The following is a 22,159-nucleotide window of genomic DNA, read 5'->3' as shown; positions in this document are numbered from 1 at the left end:
TTCATTCAGTCGCAGGACTGTTGAAAAAAACATATTTAGGGGGCTTTACAGAAATGAAAAAAGCAAAATTATTTGGCCTAGGTACCGTGGCAATGGCAGCGTTGCTGACTTTAGGAGCTTGCGGCGGCGGAGGCGGCGGTTCAACTGATTCTTCAGGTGGAGCGGCTAAAGACGATGCGAAACACAGCGTAGCAATCGTAACAGACATTGGTGGAGTGGACGACCGTTCATTTAACCAAAGTGCTTGGGAAGGTCTTCAAGCATGGGGTAAAGAACACGATATCAAAAAAGGTACTGGCGGATATAACTATATCCAATCAAACGATGCTTCTGAATATGAACAAAATATTTCACAAGCTGTCACTAACGGATTCAAAACAGTCTTCGGGATTGGTTACTTGTTAGCTGACCCAATCTCAGCAGCAGCAGATCAAAATCCAGATACAAACTTCGTTATCATTGACTCAGTGATTGAAGGCAAAGACAACGTCGCTTCAGCAACATTTAAAGACCAAGAAGCAGCTTACCTAGCAGGTGTAGCAGCTGCTGAAACAACAAAATCAAATAAATTAGGTTTTGTTGGTGGTGAAGAAGGTGCCGTAATCGACCGTTTCCAAGCTGGTTTTGAAAAAGGTGTAGCGGATACTGCTAAAAAATTAGACAAAGACATTTCTGTAGACGTACAATATGCGGCTTCATTTGGTGATCCAGCGAAAGGGAAAGCTTTGGCAGCAAACATGTACAATGGCGGAGTAGATATTATCTATCATGCTTCAGGCGGTACTGGTCAAGGGGTCTTCTCAGAAGCGAAAGCGCGTAATGAAAAAGCGGATGAAGCAGACAAAGTTTGGGTTATCGGTGTAGATAGCGACCAACAAAAAGAAGGCGAATATAAATCTAAAGACGGTAAAGAAAGCAACTTCTGTTTAACTTCAACACTTAAAGGTGTAGGCGCAGCGGTTCAAGATATCTCTACTCGTGCATTAAATGATAAATTCCCTGGTGGCAAACACTTAACATTCGGTTTGAAAGACGGCGGTGTTTCTCTAACTGACGGATTCCTTTCTGATGAAGCAAAAGATGCTGTCAAAGAAGCAAAAGATCAAATTTCTGCTGGCGACATCAAAGTTCCAGAAACTCCTGAGAAATAATCATTCAGGTGACCATAGTCTCCAACTACGCGAGGCTATGGTCCTCTTTTAAAAAAATACAGTTTGAATAGAAGCCTTCTTTTTTTAGCCAAGTCACAGCCTGTGCTAGATTTGGCTAAGGGAAGAACGCCCTTAACGTTGCAATGTTTTGTCAGGTTTGAAAAAGCGATAGGATGTGAAAAGAAAGTGACAGAAGAACAATATGTCATTGAGATGCGCAATATCACCAAGCAATTTGGCACGTTTAAAGCAAATGACAACATCAATTTACAGATCCGAAAAGGCGAAATCCATGCACTTTTAGGTGAAAATGGTGCCGGTAAATCGACACTGATGAATGTTTTGTCAGGGCTATTGCAGCCAACTTCTGGTGAGATTTTGATGGATGGTCAGAAGGTTGATATCTCAAGTCCAACTAGAGCCAACCAACTAGGAATCGGGATGGTCCATCAGCATTTTATGTTAGTGGATGCCTTCACCGTTACAGAAAACATTATTTTAGGCAGCGAGCCGAAGAAGAACGGCATGCTGGATCAAAAGAAAGCCAAGGCTGAAATTCAACGGTTATCCGAAGAATACGGCTTGAAGGTGGATCCAGACGCGTATATCCGTGATATTTCAGTAGGGATGCAGCAGCGGGTTGAAATTTTAAAAACGTTATACCGTGGAGCCAACGTTCTGATCTTTGATGAACCAACCGCAGTATTAACACCGCAAGAAATTGATGAATTGATCACCATTATGGAAGGGTTAATCAATGAAGGGAAATCAATTATCTTGATCACCCACAAATTGGATGAAATCAAAAAAGTTGCGGATCGTTGTTCGGTTATTCGTCGGGGGCAATACATAGGAACGGTCGATGTGAAGGATGTCAGTTCACAGCAATTGGCCGACATGATGGTTGGACGTTCTGTCTCATTTAAGACAGACAAGGTCCCAGCGAAACCAGGGGAAGTCGTTCTTTCGATCAAAGATCTAGTTGTTAAAGAAAGTCGCGGAATAGAAGCGGTTAAAAACTTGTCGCTGGATGTTCATCGCGGTGAAGTTGTCGGAATTGCCGGGATTGATGGCAATGGACAGACAGAATTGATTCAGGCGTTAACGGGCTTGCGAAAAGTCGAAAGCGGAACAGTCACCATTAATGGAGAGGACGTAACAGGCAAAGCACCACGCCAGATTACTGAAACAGGTGTTGGTCACGTACCAGAAGACCGTCATAAATATGGATTGATCTTGCCGCTGCCATTATCTGAGAATATCGCTTTGCAATCTTATTATCATGCGCCATTTAGTAAAAATGGTATTTTGAATTACGGTGAAATCGATCGCTACGCGAAACGCTTAATCGAAGAATACGATGTGCGGACGACTGGTGAAAAAGCACCGGCAGCTTCTCTGTCAGGTGGGAACCAGCAAAAAGCGATCATCGCTCGTGAAGTCGATCGTGATCCAGATTTACTGATCGTCTCTCAACCAACTCGCGGACTTGACGTCGGGGCGATCGAATATATTCACAAACGTTTGGTGGAACAACGCGACAAACAAAAAGGTGTGTTACTAGTAAGCTTTGAGTTAGATGAAATTTTGAATGTCTCTGACCGTATCGCGGTTATTCATGCAGGGGAGATCGTTGGTATCGTAGATCCGAAAGAAACTTCTGAAAACGAGCTTGGTTTATTGATGGCCGGCTACAGTTTAGAAGAAGCGCGAGCAGAATTAGCAAAGGCTGGTGAGACAAATGAATGATCGCTCAGAAAAAATTAGAAATATATTAGTACCGGTTATCTCAGTTATTTTAGGATTTATTCTTGGTGCCATTTTGATGGCGGTATTTGGTTTTAATCCGATTGAAGGCTACAATGCGATGTTTAGCTCGGCGTTCCAGAGCAAGATGTCGATTGGTGAAATCTTAGTTGGTGCTGGACCATTGATCTTTACCGCATTAGGGTTTTCAGTTGCCAATTCCGCAGGATTCTTCAACGTCGGGCTTTCTGGTCAAGCGTTATGCGGATGGGTGGCAAGTATCTGGGTGGCTTTAAGCATGCCGGATTCACCAAAGATTGTTGTTTTAACTCTAGCAATTGTCGCAGGTGCTTTAGCCGGAGCGGCAGCCGCTGCGATTCCAGGTTTATTGCGGGCCTTCTTTGGAACAAGTGAAGTTATTGTTACAATTATGATGAACTATGTGATCCTATATGTAGCCAATCATATTGTCAATCACGTGATGTCTCCAGATGTTATCTCAAACAAAGGAGTTACTAAAGCTGTTGGCTTGAACGCTTCTTTAAGAGAACCCTGGTTGACCAATCTATTTGGCGGTTCACGTGTCAATATGGGGATTATTCTAGCGTTAGTCTTCTTAGTGCTTGTATGGTTCTTAATGAAACGTACAACCTTAGGATTTGAAATTCGTTCTGTTGGGTTGAATCCTTTCGCGTCAGAATACGCTGGGATGAGCAGCAAGCGGACGATTGTCATTTCGATGATTATTTCTGGCGGATTGGCTGGTCTTGGTGGCGTTGTTTACGGTCTAGGAACCTTCATGAACTACTTTGTTCAAGGGTCATCACTCAGCATCGGATTCGATGGTATGGCGGTTTCGCTATTAGGAAACGGCAGCTCTGTCGGTATCCTATTATCGGCATTGCTGTTCAGTATTTTAAAACTAGGCGGACAAGGGATGCAGTTCTCAGGTATTCCGAGTGAATTAGCCAATAGTGTAATTCCGTTGATCATCTTCTTCGTAGCGATCAATTACATCGTACGTGTGGGTCTTGCAAAAGTAATGGGCGGTAAAAAAGAAGTGGAAACTGTCCAAGAAATAGAGAGTGCTCCGAACGAAGAATCTGAAAAAGGGGGCAAAGTCTAATGAATATGGATTTATTAGCTTCAATTATTGCTCAGACACTTGTGTACTCTGCACCGTTAATTTTAACCGCACTTGGCGGGGTGTTTTCTGAACGAAGCGGGATCGTTAACGTTGGTTTGGAAGGAATCATGGTTGCAGGTGCCTTCAGTTCTGTGGTATTCAACTTAGCTTTCGCGGATCAGTTCGGTGCGATGACACCATGGCTGGGCGTTTTAGTCGGCGGTCTAGCAGGAATGGCATTCTCACTGCTGCATGCAGTAGCGACAGTCAACTTCCGTGCGGATCATATCATTAGTGGTACTGTAATGAACTTATTGGCGCCGCCATTAGCGATTTTCTTGATTAAAGTAATCTATGGAAAAGGGCAAACAGATACCATTCAACAGCAATTCGGGTACTTTGATTTTCCAGGTTTGAGTAAAATCCCAGTACTAGGCGAGTTGTTCTTTAAAAACACTAGCTTACCAGCGTATTTTGCGATTTTAGTCGCAGTAATTTCTTGGTTTGTCATTTTCAAAACGCGCTTTGGTTTACGTTTACGCTCTGTTGGTGAAAATCCTCAAGCAGCGGATACGTTAGGGATCAATGTTTACGCGTTGCGCTATTCAGGAGTCTTGATTTCCGGCTTCTTAGGCGGAATGGGCGGAGCAGTCTTTGCACAATCCATCGCGGGACGTTTCGCGGCAACAACCATCGCAGGACAAGGATTCATTTCATTAGCAGCGATGATCTTTGGTAAATGGAATCCGTTAGGTGCTATGGGAGCCGCAGTGTTCTTCGGCTTTGCACAAAACTTGAGTATCGCAGGGTCTAATCTGCCGATCATCTCACAAATTCCAGATGTGTATCTGCAATCAGCACCATACGTATTGACGATCATCGTACTGGTTCTCTTCTTAGGAAAATCAGCCGCACCAAAAGCCGATGGCGTCAACTACATCAAATCAAAATAATTCTTTTGTTATTAAAGGGTGGGACTATGGGACAGCGTTTCTTAGTCACGCCCTTTTTGCGAGTTCCACTTCGCGCTTTAGCGCGATTAGTGGAATCGTATGCGTACGAAAATAAAACTCATTTTTCACGGGTTTAGAAAAATTATTTCATCTACAATGAGCTAGCTTGCCAGTCCAACTTTTCGCAGTTGCTCAAAGTCGGACTGGCAAAATAAAGCCCCAAACTAGCTTATTTTGACGCGCTGTTTAGTTGGATGGTATGCGTGATGAGAATCAGATTAACTTTTTCGATTTTTGAAAAAGTTATTACATTAAAGCGAATTAGCTGCCAGTCCAGTACGCACTAACACAATGGCTTTTAGTTTACGGGACTTTAAGAACCCAATATACTAAAGCTGAGTTAGATCTTTTAGCAATACCTTAGTTTTGTTAAATTTATGAGCAGGAATCATCTTGCTTATTGGATATAAATCAATAGAAAGAGGGAATAGAAATGTTTAAGCGTATTCACTTAGTCGTTATGGATTCTGTCGGTATCGGAGAAGCACCGGATGCTGAAAAATTTGGAGACGTTGGTTCGGACACCTTGGGTCATATTGCTGAAGAAGCTGGATTGAATATCCCGCATTTGGAACAGCTTGGACTTGGAACCATTCGTCCATTGAAGGGCGTAAAGGATGTCGCTGATCACGATGGCTATGCGACAAAATTAGAAGAAATTTCTGTTGGTAAAGACACGATGACAGGTCACTGGGAAATTGCTGGGTTGAATATTCAAACCCCATTTCGTGTTTTCCCAGAAGGCTTCCCGCAAGAATTGCTAGATAAAATCTCTGAGTTTTCTGGTCGTGGTATTATTATGGGAGCCAACAAACCCTATAGCGGAACAGAAGTCATCAAAGATTTTGGGGAAGAGCAGATGAAGACAGGGGATTTGATCATTTACACTTCGGCTGACCCAGTGTTGCAGATTGCTGCTCATGAAGAAATTATTCCGTTGGATGAGCTTTATAAGATTTGTCAGTATGTTCGTGATATTACGAAGGATGATCCTTACATGATCGGTCGAATTATTGCCCGTCCGTATATCGGCGAACCTGGTGACTTTACTCGGACTAGCAATCGTCACGACTATGCTCTTGATCCATTTGGTAAGACTGTTTTGGATTCATTGAAGGGCAACGGAAAAGACGTGATCGCCGTTGGTAAAATCAATGACATCTTTAACGGACAAGGAATTACAGATGCCGTTCGCACGAAGAGCAACATGGATGGCGTTGATAAATTATTGGACGTAATGAAGAAAGATTTTACAGGTTTGAGCTTCACGAACTTAGTTGATTTTGATGCGTTGTTCGGACATCGTCGGGATGTGGTAGGCTATGCTCATGCAATCGAAGAATTTGATCTTCGCATTCCAGAAATTTTAGATGCGATGCAGGATGATGATTTATTGATGATTACCGCTGATCACGGAAACGATCCAACCTTCACAGGGACAGACCATACCCGTGAATACGTTCCATTCTTGGTTTATAGCAAAAAAATGGCGGCACAAGGGAAATTACCACAAGGTTATTACTCAGATATCGCTGCGACAATCGCGGAAAACTTTGATGTGCCAGCTACTGAAAATGGCGAAAGTTTCTTAAAATTATTGAAATAAAAATACTCAGAAAAAGGAGCATTTTATGACAGACGTACAAGAAAAAATCCAACAAACAGCCAGCTACATTCAAGACAAAGGAGTAGCGGATGTCGCCTTTGGTTTGATCTTAGGATCAGGACTAGGCGAACTAGCAGAAGAAATCGAAAACCCTGTTGTGATCCCGTATAACGAGATTCCACATTTCCCTGTTTCAACAGTGATTGGCCATGCCGGGCAATTAGTTTATGGACAATTAGCTGGAAAAAATGTGTTGGCGATGCAAGGACGTTTCCATTATTATGAAGGGAACACGATGGAGACAGTGACTTACCCTGTTCGCGTGATGGCGGCCTTAGGAATTCACTCAGTTGTCGTAACAAACGCGGCTGGCGGTGTAAATGAAGGCTTCCAACCAGGCAACTTGATGCTGATAACGGATCATATCAACTTTATGGGAACCAATCCATTGATCGGACCAAATGATGAAAACATGGGCCCTCGCTTCCCAGATATGAGTGCGGCTTATACGAAGGAATATCAAGAAAAAGCACGAGAAGTTGCAGGCAAATTAGCGATTGATCTGCAAGAAGGCGTGTATCTTGGAATGACAGGTCCAACCTATGAAACCCCTGCGGAAATTCGCATGGCTCGCACGATTGGCGCAGATGCGGTCGGTATGTCGACGGTTCCAGAAGTTATCGTAGCGGCTCACAGCGGTATGAAAGTTTTGGGTGTGTCTTGTATTACCAACTTAGCGGCTGGCATGCAAGCCAACTTGAACCACGCGGAAGTAGTGGAGACCACAGAACGTGTCAAAGAAGACTTCAAGAAATTAATCAAAGAAACACTAGCGGTTCTATAAAACGTTTATTAATATAATAGACATAATGATAATTGATCGAGGAGGAATACAATGAGCGTTCATATTGAAGCAAAACAAGGTGAAATTGCGGATAAAATTTTACTGCCGGGAGATCCATTGCGAGCAAAATTTATCGCGGAAAATTTTTTAGAGGATGCGAAATGTTATAACAACGTGCGAGGCATGTTAGGTTATACCGGAACTTACAAAGGCGAACGCGTTTCTGTCCAAGGGACAGGGATGGGCATGCCTTCTGCTGGAATCTATGCGCAGGAGCTGATTCAATCTTACGGGGTGAAAAAATTGATCCGTGTGGGAACATGCGGCGCATTGTCTAAAGACGTTCATGTCCGTGATTTGATTATTGCTCAAGGGGCAGTGACGAGCTCTTCTATGGTGGAAAAACATTTTCCAGGTTTCCACTTTGCGCCGATCGCAGATTTTGATCTGATGATGAAGGCTTATGAAGTGGCGAAGGAAAAAGGCTTTACGACCCATGTTGGAAATGTGTTGTCAGAAGACACCTTCTACAAAGATGATTTAGCTCCAACCTTTAATTTGGCTGAATACGGAGTAATGGGTGTTGAGATGGAAGCAGCGATCTTATATTACTTAGGGGCGAAATTCCATGTTCAAACACTAGGCATCATGACGGTCAGCGACCACATGGTAACGGGTGAAGAAACAACTTCAGAAGAACGCCAAAATACCTTTAAAGACATGATGTATGTAGGATTAGAGACATTAATTGCAGAATAAATTTATAGTACCGCCCTTTTATCTCATGAAGGGCGGTATTTTCGTGTATTTTCGAAGGACTAGGTATAATGAAGGAAAGACTGAATGGGAGGCACGAAATGAAAGTAGTGGTACGAAAACGCATGGTAGGCAATATTCCTTTACTGGAAGTCGTGGCAGAGGATAAAATCTATGACCCGCTGCCGCTGATTATTTATTACCACGGCTGGCAGACGGCGAAGGAACTTGTGTTGACGCAGGGGCGAAAATTAGCGGCGCAAAATTTTCGGGTCTTGCTGCCGGATGCGGTCAATCATGGCGAACGTAAAACAAAAACGTCGGAGATTCCTTCATTGACTTTTTGGGACAGTATTCAAACGAATCTTTATGAGTTTGGCTATCTAGTTGATTACTTTGAAAATCTGGGATTGGTGAGGGATAAAATCGGTGTAGGTGGTATCTCGATGGGCGGGATCACGACTTGCATGCTTTTGACACAGCATCCTGAGATTAATGTGGCAGCCTGTGTGATGGGGTCTCCTGCACCAATCAAATATCGCGAACGAATTGCCATGCATGCTGGCGAATTAGGCTTCTATTTACCAAAGGATTACCGAGAGTTAACCTCTTGGCTGGAAAAGTATGATCTATCTTTAGCGCCTGAAAAAATTGCTGGTCGCCCAGTCTTCTTTTGGCATGGCACAGAGGATGAAAAAGTTCCCTATCAGCATACCGCGGATTTTATCAAAGCGAATCCACAAGACAATCTCACGTTCATCAGTGCAAAGGAGCGCCATTTTGTTCAGATCGCGACGATGGATCAGATCACAGATTTTTTTGCGGCTAACTTAGAAAATATTGAGGGAAGATAGTTTCCTTCTGGAAAACTTTGGCTTATGATAATGAATAGGGGCAAACAAGGTATCTGATCTGCTGGTCACAGTTTGTTTCGAAAAACACCCAAATTACTATAGCAAACTAAGGCTCAACGTATTAATGAAATGGTCTATGGCTTGAAGATAAGAGTGATTTTTCCTAGGAAAAATTAGTTCTTTAATATGAATATGGAGGAATTTAAATGGAAAATTTTGATTTTCATGTAACGACGGATATTCGTTTTGGTAAGGATCGTTTGTCTGAACTCCCTGAAGTATTGAATCAATATGGTAAACGAGTACTGATCGTTTACGGTGGCGGCAGCATCAAGAAGATCGGCTTATACGATAAAGTGATGGAGCAGTTAAAAGCAAATGGCAACGAAGTCTTTGAATTAGCTGGGGTAGAACCGAATCCACGAGTGGAAACTGTCCGTCGCGGAGCAGAAATTTGTCGCAAAGAAAATGTTGATGTGATCTTGGCTGTCGGCGGCGGCTCAACGATTGACTGTGGGAAGGTAGTCGCTGCGGCCACAAAATTTGATGGCGATGCCTGGGATTTAGTATTACAGCGTCGGAAATATCAAGGTGGCGCCTTGCCATTAGTAACGATTTTGACATTGGCTGCAACAGGTAGTGAAATGAATAGTGGCGCAGTGATTTCAAATCTTTCAACGCATCAAAAACTAGGTACCGGTAGTAAAGCAATGCTGCCAAAAGTTTCTTTCTTAGATCCGCAAAACACCTTTAGTGTAAATAAATACCAAACAGCGGCGGGTTCCGCGGACATCATGAGTCATTTGATTGAAAATTATTTCAAACGGACAGAAGGAACCGACGTACAAGATTCTGTTTCAGAAGGCTTGATGCGTTCAGTGATTAAAAACTGTCCGATTGCCCTGAAATATCCGGAAGATTATGATGCACGAGCTAATTTGATGTGGGCGAGCACGTTAGCTCTGAACGGGTTGACTGGAAACGGCAAGCCAGGTGCTTGGTCTTGTCATCCGATGGAGCATGAATTGAGTGCCTTTTACGATATCACTCATGGTGTCGGCTTAGCGATCCTGACACCGCGTTGGATGGAATATGCCTTGAATGATGAAACAGTTGATAAATTTGCGAACTTCGCATGGAATGTTTGGAATGTAGAAGAGAAGGTTCCAATGCTGGCCGCACGTATCGGTATCCAAAAATTATACGATTATTTCAAAGCCTGCGGAATTCCAATGACATTACCAGAAGTAGGCATCAATGAAGAAAAATTCGATGAGATGGCAAAACAAGCGGTAGCTCACAGTACTATAAAAACCGATGCTTTCGTTCCATTGGATGAAGCGGCGGTAAAAGAAATCTACACCGCATGCTTAACTGAAAGTAATTTTGAGTAATAAAATAGAAGAAACAAAAACGGCGGCTCATGACGGGTCGCCGTTTTTGTTTGGCATAATAAAATGTAAAATTCGAGAAAGTGTTTTCCGCAGAATCTCTGTTACTTTGGGATGTGATAGCAGATAAGTGATAAAACCACTACCTGCTACTAAGAGAATTAGATGAAGGGCAGCATTATCTTCAAATTGCGTAAATTCTACTAATGGCGCCACTAGGTAAACATGAAGTAAATAAATAGCCAAAGTGCGCTGTCCCCATGCAGTGAAAAAGTGTGGCTTATTATTGACGAGAGCTAGAAAGACGAAGATGAACGCAAAGCCAATGCCGTATAAAAAGATGATCGTCAATAGGTTTTGCAGTAAAGGGACGGGAAAGAAGGCGTAAGCTCGATCTCGCCATAAAAGTTCTGGTGGCAAATTATTCTTTGTCCAAAAGAAGGCGGTCACTAGCCCAAAAAGAATGATCCCTATACTGATTATTTTTCTAAAGGGAGTCTTGCGTACTCGAGAGACTAACTCGGGAGTGGTGAAATACCCCGCTAAGAAATACGGCAAAAAGCCTAAAGTACGTGCCATCGCCATATAGGTTCCAAACTCAGTTAAAAAGCCAGAGAAAATACCGATAATAAAACTTAAAATTAAGATTCTTCGTACTTTTACGAGGTCTGGTAGCAATAAACGCCAGATAAACATACAATATAAATACCAAAGGGTCCATCCTGGACTCAATATCATGAACTGATCGATTTTACCGATGGCCAGCATAATTAGGGTCAAAATTAAATTTAGCAGCAAATAAGGGACAAGGAAAGTCTCCACTGCGGTGGAACGACCCTTCTTCAGATTTTTTGAGAAATAACCGGAAATAAAGATAAATACCGGCATATGGAATAAGTAGATGAAGACGTAAATAAATTCGCCAACCTTGTTATCTAAACGAAAATATTCCAACGCGTGCCCCAATACTACGAGTAGGATCAAGATGCCGCGAATATTATCGTAAAGGTATTCGCGATTCGGTTTTGTGATTGTGGACACCTCCTTTAGATTCCGTTATGCTTAAGAGGCAGACTGCGATAGCCCACCGTGTCTATTGTAGCACGAAAAGACGAATTCTATGCGATGATATAGGAATTTATTTGGAGGATACAGCGATGCGCTATTCAGCAAAATTTGTAAAAAATGTTTTTAAAGTGATCAATATGAAAAAACTGGTGGGAGCAACGATGGTAGATCCGCCGAAGCGAAGACGATTAATCAGCCGCCAGCTTTCGCAAACGGATATTCCGCAAAAGATTTCAGAAATTGATGGACATCAATTGATTACGTTATTTCCTGGTCATCCCACAAGACGTCATGTGTTCTATTTACATGGGGGCGGTTATGCATTAGAGGCGTCACCTTTTCATAAGGAAATTCAGGAGCGGTTCGTCAAACGGTATAATTTAAAAGTAAGCTATTTTGATTATCCGCTAGCGCCAGAAAATACAGCGGAAAAAACCGTTCCGTTAACGGAAAAGGCCTTCCGACAATTAACCTACTTGTATCCTGATGATTGCTTTTTCTTGTTTGGTGATTCAGCAGGCGGCGGCTTAGCGATGAGCTTAGCCCAGCATCTGCGAAATATCGATTTACCGAAGCGTCCCAAAAAGATTGCTTTGGCATCTCCGTGGCTGGATGCTTCGTTAAGCGATCCCCGGTCACAAGAATTGCAGGAAAAAGATGTATTATTAGAAAAAGACCTGCTGGCAGAAGCCGGTGAGAATTACGCGGGAGAGCTTCCTTTGACCGATCCGATGGTTTCACCGATCTATGGAAATTTTGATCAGCTAGGTAAATTATTCGTGGTGGCAGGAACCGATGAAATTTTGTATCCCGATGTTTTGCGTTTGCAGGATCGAATCAAGCGCAGCAAAGGAACGACGATGCAGCTTGAGGTTGTGGAAGGTATGATGCATGATTTTGTCGTTTATCCATTAAAAGAATCACTTCCATTTGTTGATCAAATCGGCGAGTTCTATCAATAAGTTAGTTTTACTACCTATTTTTAGTAGGTTAGTAAAATGGTTCACGTGAAGACGACTGGAATCATGTTTCATGATTTTAGAAAAATGATTTCTTTAATAGGAATTAGCGTCAATCAAGTACCGCAAGAAAATAATTATTTAAATTTCACACTTATGCACTTGATAAGGAGGGGAAGGATGGCACAAAAATCACGTTCACGTGCACCTTGGCAGCAGAAGGTAATTCAAGCATTACCAATTGTTGGCTTGGCAGCGTTTATTCTGATATTAGTCTACACTCGGCGATCGGGCATGTTCGGTTCGGTGGCGGATTTGCAGCATTTTATCAAAAATTTTGGGAGCTTCGCTATTGCGGCGTTTATCATCGTCCAAGCGATCCAGCCAATCATCCCTTTCCTGCCTGGTGGTTTCGCAACGATTGTCGGGATGCTGATGTTTGGCAATATCCCAGGGATTTTGTATAGTTATATTGGACTAGTCATAGGAGAAGTCGGCTTATTTTTATTGGTACGTCGCTTTGGTCCGAAGTTTGCTCGTCTTGTATTGTCGGAGAAAAATTATGAAAAATTTGAAACGACCTTGCAGGACCACACACAGGATATTAAAAAATTATTGATTGTCTGTTTTATTTTCCCCTTTTTGCCTGACGACTTGACGTGTTTGGTTGCGGGGATGACGGATCTCTCTTTTCGGGAGTATCTCAAGATCATCTTGATTTTTAAGCTGTGGTCAGTAGCTTCCTATGGATACTTCTGTTTGTTCGTTTTGAATAAAACGATAGCTGGTCTTTAGTAAATAGTGAGAATAAAAAACGGAAGGAGCTGGTTTTTTCAATCAGTTCCTTCCTTGTTCATGGAGGGAAAAAGAATATGATTCGTTATGGTATTTTAAGTACGGCGCAGGTCGTTCCTCGTTTCGTGGCGGGGGTGAAGGAGAGTCATGAGGGTGAAGTGACCGCAATCGCTTCTCGCGGCATCGAAAAAGCGCAAAAGATGGCGCAGGAATTAGAAATCCCTGCGGCTTTTGGCAGTTATGAGGAATTGTGCCAAAGCGAAGCGGTCGATATTGTTTATGTAGCTGTTTATAATAAAGGCCATTATGATGCCGCGAAGTTGGCGTTACTGAATAATAAACATGTGCTATTAGAAAAGCCCTTTACGATGACGCTGGCACAAGCAAAAGAGCTATTTGCGATAGCGAAAGAGCGCAATCTCTTCTTGATGGAGGCTCAAAAAGCCCTCTTCTTGCCAATCACCAAACAAATTCAACAGGTTATTCAAGCTGGGAAGATTGGGGCGATCCGTTGGCTGGATTCTGTGACGGCCTATCCTAATATTGATCATATTTCTTGGTTCCGTGATTTAAGTGCAGGTGGCGGGGTTTTTCGTGGAGCTGGGACCTATCCGTTAGAGTATATGCAGCATCTGCTGGCAGCGTCACCAGATGAGTACAAGGGAACCTTGGTGTTCCCAGAAGGACAATCCGACGCACAGGCGCAAGTAACGCTAAATTTTCCTGAAGGTGTTTTAGGCACTATTTTCTTAACGGTTGATCTAGATTTGCCGAAGCGAATGATTATCTATGGGGAAAAAGGGAAAATAATCGTTCCTGATTTTTGGAAAACTGATACGGCAGAGATTCACTACAACGATGGGGAAAAGGAAACCCTCCACAGTACCCAAAACAGTGAGTTTGTCTTTGAGGTGGAGCATGTAAATGACTGCTTGAAGCAAGGGCGCTTAGAAAGTCCTGTTGTGACGAAAGAATTGACGTTAAAAACGGTCGAGATAACGGAAGCAATTTATAAAAACAATCAAAAATGATTGTCAAAGGCTAAGCCAATGTGCTATAGTGTGTCTCATGCGACGAGTCGAGTGGATCTGAAAGATTGATCCTTCGATACCAGAGGCACACGACTTCGGTCACCTGTCGGATTTCAGGGTGTCGGAAAGAAGCTTAGTGGACGAAGAACCTTTCTATCACATGTTGATACTGGGAGAACCCCTCTTAGAATGATATTCTAAGAGGGGTTTTTGTGAGCCACGCTTTGTTGCAGTTTAAATAGGAAAAGGTGATTGCTTCTATCGTTTGAACTAGTTAATAAACGTGATGTTTAGCGGAATCCTATGTGTGAAAAACATTTAACTTGAGCTCGTTACTCAATCAAGTTGAAATGAGCACTTGACCTTTACGTTACGTCAAGGTGTAAGATAATTTTGTCAGGAGGTGCAGAAATGAATTATACAGTTAAACAAATGGCGGAAATCTCAGGAGTCAGTGCACGGACCCTGCGATTTTATGATGAGCGCTCATTATTAAAGCCGGCTTTTCTAAGTGAAGCAGGCTACCGCATGTATACTGAAAAAGAAATTGATCGACTGCAGCAGATTCTTTTGTATCGATCGATGGGCATCCCATTGAAAACGATCAAGGAGCTGGTTGACCGACCTGACGAAAAAATCGAGGATACGCTGGTTCAGCAAAAGAAACATTTGCAGCAAAAGCGCGAAGAACTGGATCAGCTGCTGGAAACCATTGATAAAACCTTGCGTTACTATAAGGGAGAGATAGAAATGACGAATAAAGAAAAATTTGAAGCATTCAAACAAGAGAAACTAACGGAAAACGAAGCGAATTATGGTCAGGAAATCCGTGGAAAATATGGAGAAGAGGCCGTTGAAGCCTCCAATCAAAAATGGCAAAACATGAGTGAAGCTGAGTATCAAAAGATGCAAGCAACTGAAGCGATGCTAATTGAAAAATTGAGGGACTACTTAGCGGAGGAGAATCCGTCACTAGCAAAAGAAATTTATCAGCTGCATAAAGAGTGGATAAGCTTCAGCTGGAAGGAATACTCGGGCGAAGCCCATAAAGGATTAAGCGAGATGTATCTAGCAGATGAACGCTTCACACAATACTATGATGAAAAGAGCGGGACAGGAGCCACGGAGGCATTGGTTCAGATTATTCGTGAATATGCATAAACAAAAAGATCGGGCTGCGGCTCGATCTTTTTGTTTATTCGACGACTTTGGATAAGGGCATATCCAGAGATTTTTTAGGAAATATGCCTTAAAGGTGGTAAATCTTGTAGGAAGAATATTAAGAAATACAGCAAAAAACATATAATTTAATAGATTATTAGGTTATGATTAAAAATATAATTGAAGGAGGTAAACGATGAAAATTAGAAAAATTATTTTTTTGCTACTAGGGGTTTGTTTATTAGTTGGTGGTTGTGGTAATAGTGATTCTGAAAATAATGATAAGGGAAAAGAATCGTCTAAAGCGAGGACAAATGTAGAGAAAAAGAAAGAAGCTTCTAAAAAAACAGTCAAAAATGTGTCTCTTCCTCTATCTTTAGAAGCAGATGATACTGGTAAACTTCCTGAAGAAAATGGACAGTACAAGACTTTTCTAACGATTACTGTACCAGAAACATATGGCTGTTTAACGTATAATACAATTTTTTCAAAAACGAACGATTCTGGTGAGACAATCGCAAATACGTACACTGGGCAAGGCAGTCCAAATGTCAAAGAATGGATGCAGGAAGATGAAGCAGAACGCTATTCAGGTATGCCGTATGCTTATGTTCTTTGTTTAGACAAAAATAAACGCTCTTCTTGGTTCGCCTATACATTAATCAATACTGATAATTTAAAGAAAATGGAAGAGCAATATCCTAATGGAAATTTTGAACTATATACTCCTTTAAATACGGAGAAAAAGCGTATTGAAATGGCTATGGAAAGTAAGGACGTTGACTATAAGACTTTAAAGGAAGACAAAGGGAACGGTAAGGCTGCGGAGTTTGAATATACGTATGATTATCTTATGGCACAAGACGATGAAAAAGCTCGTTCGATTTATTGTGATTATGAGTTTGATTTGGGGAACAGTACAATTCTTTATTATTCGATCAAAGCATTCGAATCAGAAATGGAAATTTCAAATTTTGATCCTAAAGAACATGGAAAAGAAATTGCTGAAAGCATAAAATTAGAACAGCACACTTAATTTGAGTGAATAGTTGCGAGAAATTTTGAGCTTATTTTAAAGTTAGGACTATGGCATATTTATTGTCATAGCCCTTTTTTTATAATTCATCTGTCCAGCGCAATTGAAATGAACCTTTTCTGTTGATGATGTTTGGCTGTTTGACAGGACATTCCTGCTAAATTTTAAGCAAGGAGGTAGGAATTATATGAAGCTGAAGGAACTGATGATATTACTATGACTCGCGGGAGTAATGAATATTTACGATTTCCAATGAATTCTTTTTTCACATGAGTGTTGATCAATTTCTGTTTCGTACTCAAAGAAAAGTTTCTGAGAGATTTTTTTTTGATATTGAAAAAAAAGACGATCGAATATGTCGGTCGATCGTCTTTGCCTGTTAGTTTTTTTTGGAAAGAGAAACTAACAGAGGTCAGTATAGCACAAAAATATTTTTTTGCCTGAGCTTGCTTTGTATGCTGGGAAGGATTTTTGTTTATTCCTTCTCCAAATGAATGAAAAGTTTGATTAATGTTCAAAATGTATGCGTAATTTTAGTTCGATTGCAGCCGCTTCGTTTTTTTCATCATAATTTTTCGCACCATATTTTGGACATTTTTTAGATCCTCGTATTTATCCTTGCACTCTAAAAAGAGGATCGGTTTGTTTTGGCTGTTTTCGATGGGAAAATATTTGTTTGTGCTGATAATCAGATCGACGGTTTCATCCGCTAGTAAGAAACGATTCGGATCGACAAAGTGCATTTTGACCAAGCCGCCGGTACTTTTCATGAATAATTTTTTTAGCCAGATAGAATTGAATTCTCCCTTTGAGTCATCAATAAAGACGGATAATTCATAGCCGGTCAAAAATTCATTGGCGATACTCAAAGCAGCATAAAGGAAGATCGCATAATCCAGTTGCGAATAAATTAAGCTATTACGCGGCTGTATAGTCTCAAAACGCAGGCGAAGATTTTCTTGAACAATCGCCATGTCTTCAGGATAAAGATTATGATGCTCACCAATCGGCACATAATTATAGAAGCTTTTAAACAAGAGCCGTGTGTGGATCACATAGAGCTCTTTTTCTAATTCATCGTAGTCAAATTGAAATTGATTGAACAGCAATCCGATATTTTGAAAGAAAAACTGGTTGGCTTGATAAATATTTGAATCAATCTCTTTGTGATATTTCTTCAATTCTTGGAAGAAACGATCGTTCCGATAAAAGACCATTTTTGATTGTAAAAACAATAGCATGAAATAAAGTTCATCTTTGAAATTCGTATAGGCTAGGACGTTTTCCTCTGTAATGAAGTGGAAGTGCTGCACGAATTTATTCCCAATCAGGATCGATTCGACGGGTAGTTCATTGTTTTCAATCTTATGATCAGATAGGTAGCGGATCAAGGTAATATCCACTAAATAATCATATTGAATCTTTGTAATAGGGTCGATTTGATCTGAAAGTAGGAAACTAAGCTTCTCAAAAATAAAGTTTTTTTCTTGGGAGCTTTGAATATTAAATGGATGACCATAGCCGCCATAGAGCTGCCAAAAAAAGCTTAAGAAAAATAAACGAATAGTCGGTTCAAGTCCGGATAATACGAGTTCGCCATTGCGAATGTGGAGGTCGATGGTGGCTTCTTTAAGAAAATCACGGACCTCGTAGACATCCTTTTTCAGGGTAGAATAGCTCAGGTTGTATTTATCCATTAACGCATTCATTGTATTTTCTTCGTTTAGTAATAGTCCTTCTAGCAGGTCAATCTTGATTGAGATGTGATAGATGGCCAAGCAAAGCTCTTTGTTTGCCGCGTAATTGGTTTGGATGATCTGGTAATTTCGCTCTGAGGTAGTCAGTGGAGAAGTGCCTGCTCGCTCCTTCACTTCATCCGACAGTACCGAAAGACGCTCTAGATATTTTGAAGTGGTCCGTTTTTCAAAACCGATTTGTTCGGATATCTCATTGATATCGTGGAAGCCGGGATTTTCTTTTAAATAGGTAAAAATAGCGAAAAGTGCCTGACTTTCAAAATCTAGTAATCGATCAATGCTCATGACTGAACGCTCCTCTTACAGTTTCTTTATGATCCTATTGCCTTCAAATTCAACAGTATAAGCCCATAGGATTAAAGAAGAGCTAGGGACTGTGTGAAAGTTGATTTAAAGATACGTGCGAAGCTTCTTTTTTGGGCACGCTTTATTTGTGAATCATTATCATTTGCTAAGAAAATGACACGTATCATCCAAAAATTTGCAGTGAATTGCTACACAATTTAGAACTTGGGCTTTTTTTCTTAAAAAAGCTTTTTTTATTGAGTGAAAAGAGGTGCGGAATTCGCGGAAAGCAAAGGATTTCTTCCATTATGATGGCAGAATATATTTTAATAAACGTTCTAATTAGTGGATGCGAGGCGGTTTGACTTTGCTTTTTTTAAGGCTAATATGATGGCTGTAGTTCGGAAGTGCGCACTTCGATTGCAATGAATTTAAAGGATGTGTCACAAATGAATAATGAAGAGAAGAGCACCTCTTTGAGCGAACATAATCAGCTTACTGGTGTTCAGCTATTCTCAATGACTACTTCAATGGTCATGACGGTGTATGGATTTGCCGCCTTCGCTAAGCAAGGACCAACTGCATTGTTCTTCCTATTCTTAGCAGGTATTTTATGGTTTATTCCGGTTACACGTTCCGCTGGTGAAATGGCTTCAGTCGATGGTTGGAGCAAAGGTGGAATCTTTACTTGGGGACGTCACATGCTGGGGGAACGCCTTGGCTGGTCTGCACTCTTTTATCAATGGATCCATATCACTGTTGGGATGTGTACCATGATGTATTTCATCATCGGTTGCTTATCTATCACTTTCAATGTTCCAGTCATTAATACAAATCCATTGTTCAAATTTATCATCATGATGGTGATCTTGTGGGGCTTGATCTTCGCGCAACAACGAGGAACCAAAATCACAGGGAAAATCGCTCAATGGAGTTTTACAATTGGTGTCATCATTCCAGTTTTCCTATTGCTGTTCTTAACCATCACTTATCTAGTGAAGGGCAATCCGATGCTGATCAAAATCAATCCACATACGATCCTGCCATCAAGCTGGAGCGGAAATGTATTAGTTGGATTTGTCCCATTTATCTTAGCCTTTGCGGGAGCTGAAGGATCAGCGACTCACGTAAAAGACTTGAAAAAACCGTCTGTTTATCCAAAAGTCATGATGGCTTTGGCGATCTGCGCGATTGCTTCTGATATTATCGGAACGATTTCAATCGGTGCGACGATTCCAAACGCCAAGATCCAATTAAGTACAGGGATTGTTTATGCCTATGGGGCTTTGGTTCAACAATTTCCATGGGTCAATGTGGTCTTTATTGAACGTTTAATTGGTTTGTTACTTGCAATCGGTATTATCGGTGAAATCAGCAGCTGGGTTGTTGGGCCAAATGCAGGGATGTATGAAGCGGCTAAAGAAGGTTACTTACCTGAACGTTTCGCTAAAACGAATCCTTATGGTGTTGAAACCAATGTAATGATCTTGCAAGGTGTGATCGTTTCGATCATGGCCGCACTCTTAACCTTTGGTGCTGGCGGAGACAAATCGAACCTTTCATTCCAAACAGCGATGAGTTTGACTGTTGCCTTGTATACCTTAATGTATATGCTGATGTTCGTTACTTATTTAGTCTTGGTCTTCAAGCACAACGAGTTGAATCGTACGTTCCGTGCGGCAAAATCGAAAGTAATGCGTGTCATCATGGGTGTTTTAGGTTTTGTCTTATCAGCTTTTGGGTTTATCGTTACTTTCTTCCCACCAGCTGCCTACAACGCGCAACAAAAACATACGTATCTAACGTTATTACTAACAGCTTTTATCATCGTTTTCTTTATTCCGTTGATCATGTATCAATTCCATGGAAATTGGACATTGCATCATCATGATAAATCAGGAAGCGATGTGCACCATCAAGTTCATTAAAAAATATAAGAAAGTCTATTTTAAGGAGATCTTTTAAATGCAAACAGATTATTTAGAAAGTTCATTTTTAGGAAGCAAAGAAGCTGCTCGCAGCATGCCTAAAGAAGTATTACCTGATGAGGGTATGAACCCTGACACAGCCGAGACGCTCGTCAATCATATTCGGTTGAATGAAGCAAAAGCAGACCAAAACTTAGCTACATTCTGTACCACTCAAATGGAACCACAAGCAGATCGCTTGATGTTGGGTTCGCTTGAAACGAATGCGATTGACAAATCAGAATATCCAAAAACTACCGCAATGGAAAACTATACCATTAGTATGGTTGCTCATATGTGGAATATCGGTGAAGGGAAAAAATTATTCCAAGACTTCATCGGAACTTCAACAGTAGGTTCTTCAGAAGGGTGTATGCTAGGCGGACTTGCATTATTGCATAGCTGGAAACATCGTGCCAAAGCAGCCGGACTAGACATCGACAACTTACATGAACACAAACCTAACTTAGTAATCAACTCAGCATTCCAAGTTGTATGGGAAAAATTCTGTACGTACTGGAATGTCGAGATGCGGGAAGTTCCAATGGATGAAAACCATATGTCATTAAACACTGACACCGTCATGGATTATGTAGATGAAAACACCATTGGTATTGTAGGAATTCAAGGAATTACTTACACTGGCCGCGTAGATGATATTCAAAAATTAGATGAACTGGTTTCTGAATACAACAAAACAGCGAAATTACCAATCAAGATCCATGTCGACGCAGCATTTGGCGGCTTCTTCGCACCATTTGTTGATGAGTTCAAGCCATGGGACTTCCGTTTAAAAAATGTAGCATCAATCAACGTTTCAGGGCATAAATACGGGATGGTTTATCCCGGTATTGGCTGGATTGTTTGGCGCGAAAATACGGAAGACTATTTACCAGCAGAAATGCGTTTCTCAGTTCCTTATCTTGGCAGCAGCGTAGACTCGATCGCTATCAACTTCTCACATAGCGGTGCACACATCGTTGCGCAATACTACAACATGATTCGTTTCGGTCGTGAAGGCTTCACAGCGATCATGAACAATGTTCGCAGCGTATCACAACGAATCAATCAAGAATTGAAGGATCTAGGTATTTTTGAAATCATCAATGATGGTTCACAATTACCAATCAATTGCTGGAAAATCGCAGACAATGTGGAATTAACTTGGAATCTTTATGATTTAGAAGACAAGTTGAAGGAATACGGCTGGCAAGTGCCTGCTTACCCACTTCCTGTAAGTCTGGAAGATGTCACAATTAGTCGAATCGTTGTTCGCCCATCCATGACAATGGCCATTTGTGATGATTTTATTGAAGATTTGACTCGCGCAATTGACGATTTAAATCGTAATCATTTGATTCATCACGCATCTTAACATATAATAGCATCTGTTATTAAAGCCCTGATAAAGCATTATTTTTATTAGGGCTTTTAAACTGTGAACGATAATATAAATGATTCACAAAAAATCATTGTATTACCAAGTTTTCGCTGTCTGGCTTTATGAACGAGCTTTTTTCGGCAACAAGCGAAAATTTTGGTAAATTTGAGAAGCACCGAGTAGGTACCAATCAACATCAGTTCCTTAAGGTCACTGTGTTTTTTGGCAATTT

General features: G+C 41.2%; 18 protein-coding genes. 16 read left to right on the top strand and 2 right to left on the bottom strand.

From position 1 onward, the window contains the following. Nucleotides 1-53: 53 nt before the first annotated feature. From IGI50_RS14335 to IGI50_RS14295, 9 genes are all read left to right on the top strand, one after another. Nucleotides 54-1,151, top strand: a complete 1,098-nt coding sequence (locus tag IGI50_RS14335; protein WP_438777400.1) for a BMP family lipoprotein — start codon at nt 54-56, stop codon at nt 1,149-1,151. 213 nt (nt 1,152-1,364) lie between these two features. Further along, the gene (locus tag IGI50_RS14330) at nt 1,365-2,900 is read left to right on the top strand and encodes an ABC transporter ATP-binding protein (protein WP_192926093.1); all 1,536 of its coding nucleotides are present in this window, start codon (nt 1,365-1,367) and stop codon (nt 2,898-2,900) included. Next, a complete protein-coding gene (locus IGI50_RS14325) occupies nt 2,893-4,023 on the top strand; it encodes an ABC transporter permease (protein WP_438777399.1) in 1,131 nt (376 codons plus the stop codon). The genes IGI50_RS14330 and IGI50_RS14325 overlap by 8 nt, the downstream gene beginning before the upstream one ends. Continuing rightward, entirely contained in the window at nt 4,023-4,976 is a 954-nt protein-coding gene (locus IGI50_RS14320; protein ID WP_010745239.1) for an ABC transporter permease, read from the top strand. The genes IGI50_RS14325 and IGI50_RS14320 overlap by 1 nt, the downstream gene beginning before the upstream one ends. A 493-nt stretch (nt 4,977-5,469) precedes the next feature. Further along, a complete protein-coding gene (gene deoB / locus IGI50_RS14315) occupies nt 5,470-6,642 on the top strand; it encodes a phosphopentomutase (protein WP_438777398.1) in 1,173 nt (390 codons plus the stop codon). A 25-nt stretch (nt 6,643-6,667) separates the two neighbouring features. After that, nucleotides 6,668-7,486 (top strand): purine-nucleoside phosphorylase, encoded by an 819-nt coding sequence (locus IGI50_RS14310; protein WP_010745241.1) that lies wholly within the window; start codon nt 6,668-6,670, stop codon nt 7,484-7,486. A gap of 51 nt (nt 7,487-7,537) precedes the next feature. Next, a complete protein-coding gene (deoD, locus tag IGI50_RS14305; protein ID WP_222226044.1) occupies nt 7,538-8,245 on the top strand; it encodes a purine-nucleoside phosphorylase in 708 nt (235 codons plus the stop codon). 98 nt (nt 8,246-8,343) lie between these two features. Further along, nucleotides 8,344-9,096 carry an alpha/beta fold hydrolase gene (locus IGI50_RS14300; protein WP_438777397.1) on the top strand — a complete coding sequence of 251 codons (753 nt, stop codon included), beginning with the start codon at nt 8,344-8,346 and terminating at the stop codon, nt 9,094-9,096. Between the two features lie 206 nt (nt 9,097-9,302). After that, a complete protein-coding gene (locus tag IGI50_RS14295) occupies nt 9,303-10,490 on the top strand; it encodes an iron-containing alcohol dehydrogenase (RefSeq protein WP_438777396.1) in 1,188 nt (395 codons plus the stop codon). A gap of 27 nt (nt 10,491-10,517) precedes the next feature. Here the strand turns inward: IGI50_RS14295 and IGI50_RS14290 are convergent, their stop codons facing one another. Continuing rightward, nucleotides 10,518-11,528: an acyltransferase family protein gene (locus tag IGI50_RS14290; protein WP_438777394.1), complete on the bottom strand. Its 1,011-nt coding sequence runs from the start codon at nt 11,526-11,528 to the stop codon at nt 10,518-10,520. Nucleotides 11,529-11,644: 116 nt separating this feature from the next. On the opposite strand from IGI50_RS14290, the gene IGI50_RS14285 reads away from it, so the two are divergent. The 5 genes from IGI50_RS14285 to IGI50_RS14265 all read left to right on the top strand — a co-directional run bounded on the left by IGI50_RS14285 (nt 11,645) and on the right by IGI50_RS14265 (nt 16,537). Beyond that, a complete protein-coding gene (locus tag IGI50_RS14285; RefSeq protein WP_010745246.1) occupies nt 11,645-12,517 on the top strand; it encodes an alpha/beta hydrolase fold domain-containing protein in 873 nt (290 codons plus the stop codon). Between the two features lie 177 nt (nt 12,518-12,694). Next, the gene (locus tag IGI50_RS14280; RefSeq protein ID WP_438777393.1) at nt 12,695-13,309 is read left to right on the top strand and encodes a TVP38/TMEM64 family protein; all 615 of its coding nucleotides are present in this window, start codon (nt 12,695-12,697) and stop codon (nt 13,307-13,309) included. Between the two features lie 77 nt (nt 13,310-13,386). After that, nucleotides 13,387-14,340: a Gfo/Idh/MocA family protein gene (locus tag IGI50_RS14275; RefSeq protein WP_438777392.1), complete on the top strand. Its 954-nt coding sequence runs from the start codon at nt 13,387-13,389 to the stop codon at nt 14,338-14,340. A 411-nt stretch (nt 14,341-14,751) separates the two neighbouring features. Next, a complete protein-coding gene (locus IGI50_RS14270) occupies nt 14,752-15,501 on the top strand; it encodes a MerR family transcriptional regulator (protein WP_438777391.1) in 750 nt (249 codons plus the stop codon). A gap of 196 nt (nt 15,502-15,697) precedes the next feature. Next, complete coding sequence (locus tag IGI50_RS14265; RefSeq protein WP_438777390.1) at nt 15,698-16,537, top strand: hypothetical protein; 840 nt, start codon at nt 15,698-15,700, stop codon at nt 16,535-16,537. 533 nt (nt 16,538-17,070) lie between these two features. On the opposite strand, the gene IGI50_RS14260 is transcribed toward IGI50_RS14265, so the two are convergent. Beyond that, nucleotides 17,071-18,579 carry a helix-turn-helix domain-containing protein gene (locus tag IGI50_RS14260; RefSeq protein ID WP_438777389.1) on the bottom strand — a complete coding sequence of 503 codons (1,509 nt, stop codon included), beginning with the start codon at nt 18,577-18,579 and terminating at the stop codon, nt 17,071-17,073. A 449-nt stretch (nt 18,580-19,028) separates the two neighbouring features. Here IGI50_RS14260 and IGI50_RS14255 point away from each other — a divergent pair, with 449 nt between their 5' ends. Both IGI50_RS14255 and IGI50_RS14250 read left to right on the top strand, forming a co-directional pair. Further along, a complete protein-coding gene (locus IGI50_RS14255) occupies nt 19,029-20,507 on the top strand; it encodes an amino acid permease (protein WP_438777388.1) in 1,479 nt (492 codons plus the stop codon). A 37-nt stretch (nt 20,508-20,544) separates the two neighbouring features. Then, entirely contained in the window at nt 20,545-21,921 is a 1,377-nt protein-coding gene (locus tag IGI50_RS14250) for a glutamate decarboxylase (protein ID WP_438777387.1), read from the top strand. Nucleotides 21,922-22,159 lie beyond the last annotated feature (238 nt).

The sequence above is a fragment of the Enterococcus sp. DIV0170 genome (assembly GCF_051710765.1).
Classification (GTDB): Bacteria; Bacillota; Bacilli; order Lactobacillales; family Enterococcaceae; genus Enterococcus_A; species Enterococcus_A raffinosus.
This window is presented reverse-complemented; position numbering and strand designations above follow the sequence as displayed.

Bases quoted from the DNA above. Each gene is read 5' to 3' on its own strand.
- IGI50_RS14335 (WP_438777400.1), top strand. From the start codon at position 54: ATGAAAAAAGCAAAATTATTTGGCCTAGGTACCGTGGCAATGGCAGCG.
- IGI50_RS14330 (WP_192926093.1), top strand. From the start codon at position 1,365: ATGCGCAATATCACCAAGCAATTTGGCACGTTTAAAGCAAATGACAAC.
- IGI50_RS14325 (WP_438777399.1), top strand. From the start codon at position 2,893: ATGAATGATCGCTCAGAAAAAATTAGAAATATATTAGTACCGGTTATC.
- IGI50_RS14320 (WP_010745239.1), top strand. From the start codon at position 4,023: ATGAATATGGATTTATTAGCTTCAATTATTGCTCAGACACTTGTGTAC.
- deoB (WP_438777398.1), top strand. From the start codon at position 5,470: ATGTTTAAGCGTATTCACTTAGTCGTTATGGATTCTGTCGGTATCGGA.
- IGI50_RS14310 (WP_010745241.1), top strand. From the start codon at position 6,668: ATGACAGACGTACAAGAAAAAATCCAACAAACAGCCAGCTACATTCAA.
- deoD (WP_222226044.1), top strand. From the start codon at position 7,538: ATGAGCGTTCATATTGAAGCAAAACAAGGTGAAATTGCGGATAAAATT.
- IGI50_RS14300 (WP_438777397.1), top strand. From the start codon at position 8,344: ATGAAAGTAGTGGTACGAAAACGCATGGTAGGCAATATTCCTTTACTG.
- IGI50_RS14295 (WP_438777396.1), top strand. From the start codon at position 9,303: ATGGAAAATTTTGATTTTCATGTAACGACGGATATTCGTTTTGGTAAG.
- IGI50_RS14285 (WP_010745246.1), top strand. From the start codon at position 11,645: ATGCGCTATTCAGCAAAATTTGTAAAAAATGTTTTTAAAGTGATCAAT.
- IGI50_RS14280 (WP_438777393.1), top strand. From the start codon at position 12,695: ATGGCACAAAAATCACGTTCACGTGCACCTTGGCAGCAGAAGGTAATT.
- IGI50_RS14275 (WP_438777392.1), top strand. From the start codon at position 13,387: ATGATTCGTTATGGTATTTTAAGTACGGCGCAGGTCGTTCCTCGTTTC.
- IGI50_RS14270 (WP_438777391.1), top strand. From the start codon at position 14,752: ATGAATTATACAGTTAAACAAATGGCGGAAATCTCAGGAGTCAGTGCA.
- IGI50_RS14265 (WP_438777390.1), top strand. From the start codon at position 15,698: ATGAAAATTAGAAAAATTATTTTTTTGCTACTAGGGGTTTGTTTATTA.
- IGI50_RS14260 (WP_438777389.1), bottom strand. From the start codon at position 18,579: ATGAGCATTGATCGATTACTAGATTTTGAAAGTCAGGCACTTTTCGCT.
- IGI50_RS14255 (WP_438777388.1), top strand. From the start codon at position 19,029: ATGAATAATGAAGAGAAGAGCACCTCTTTGAGCGAACATAATCAGCTT.
- IGI50_RS14250 (WP_438777387.1), top strand. From the start codon at position 20,545: ATGCAAACAGATTATTTAGAAAGTTCATTTTTAGGAAGCAAAGAAGCT.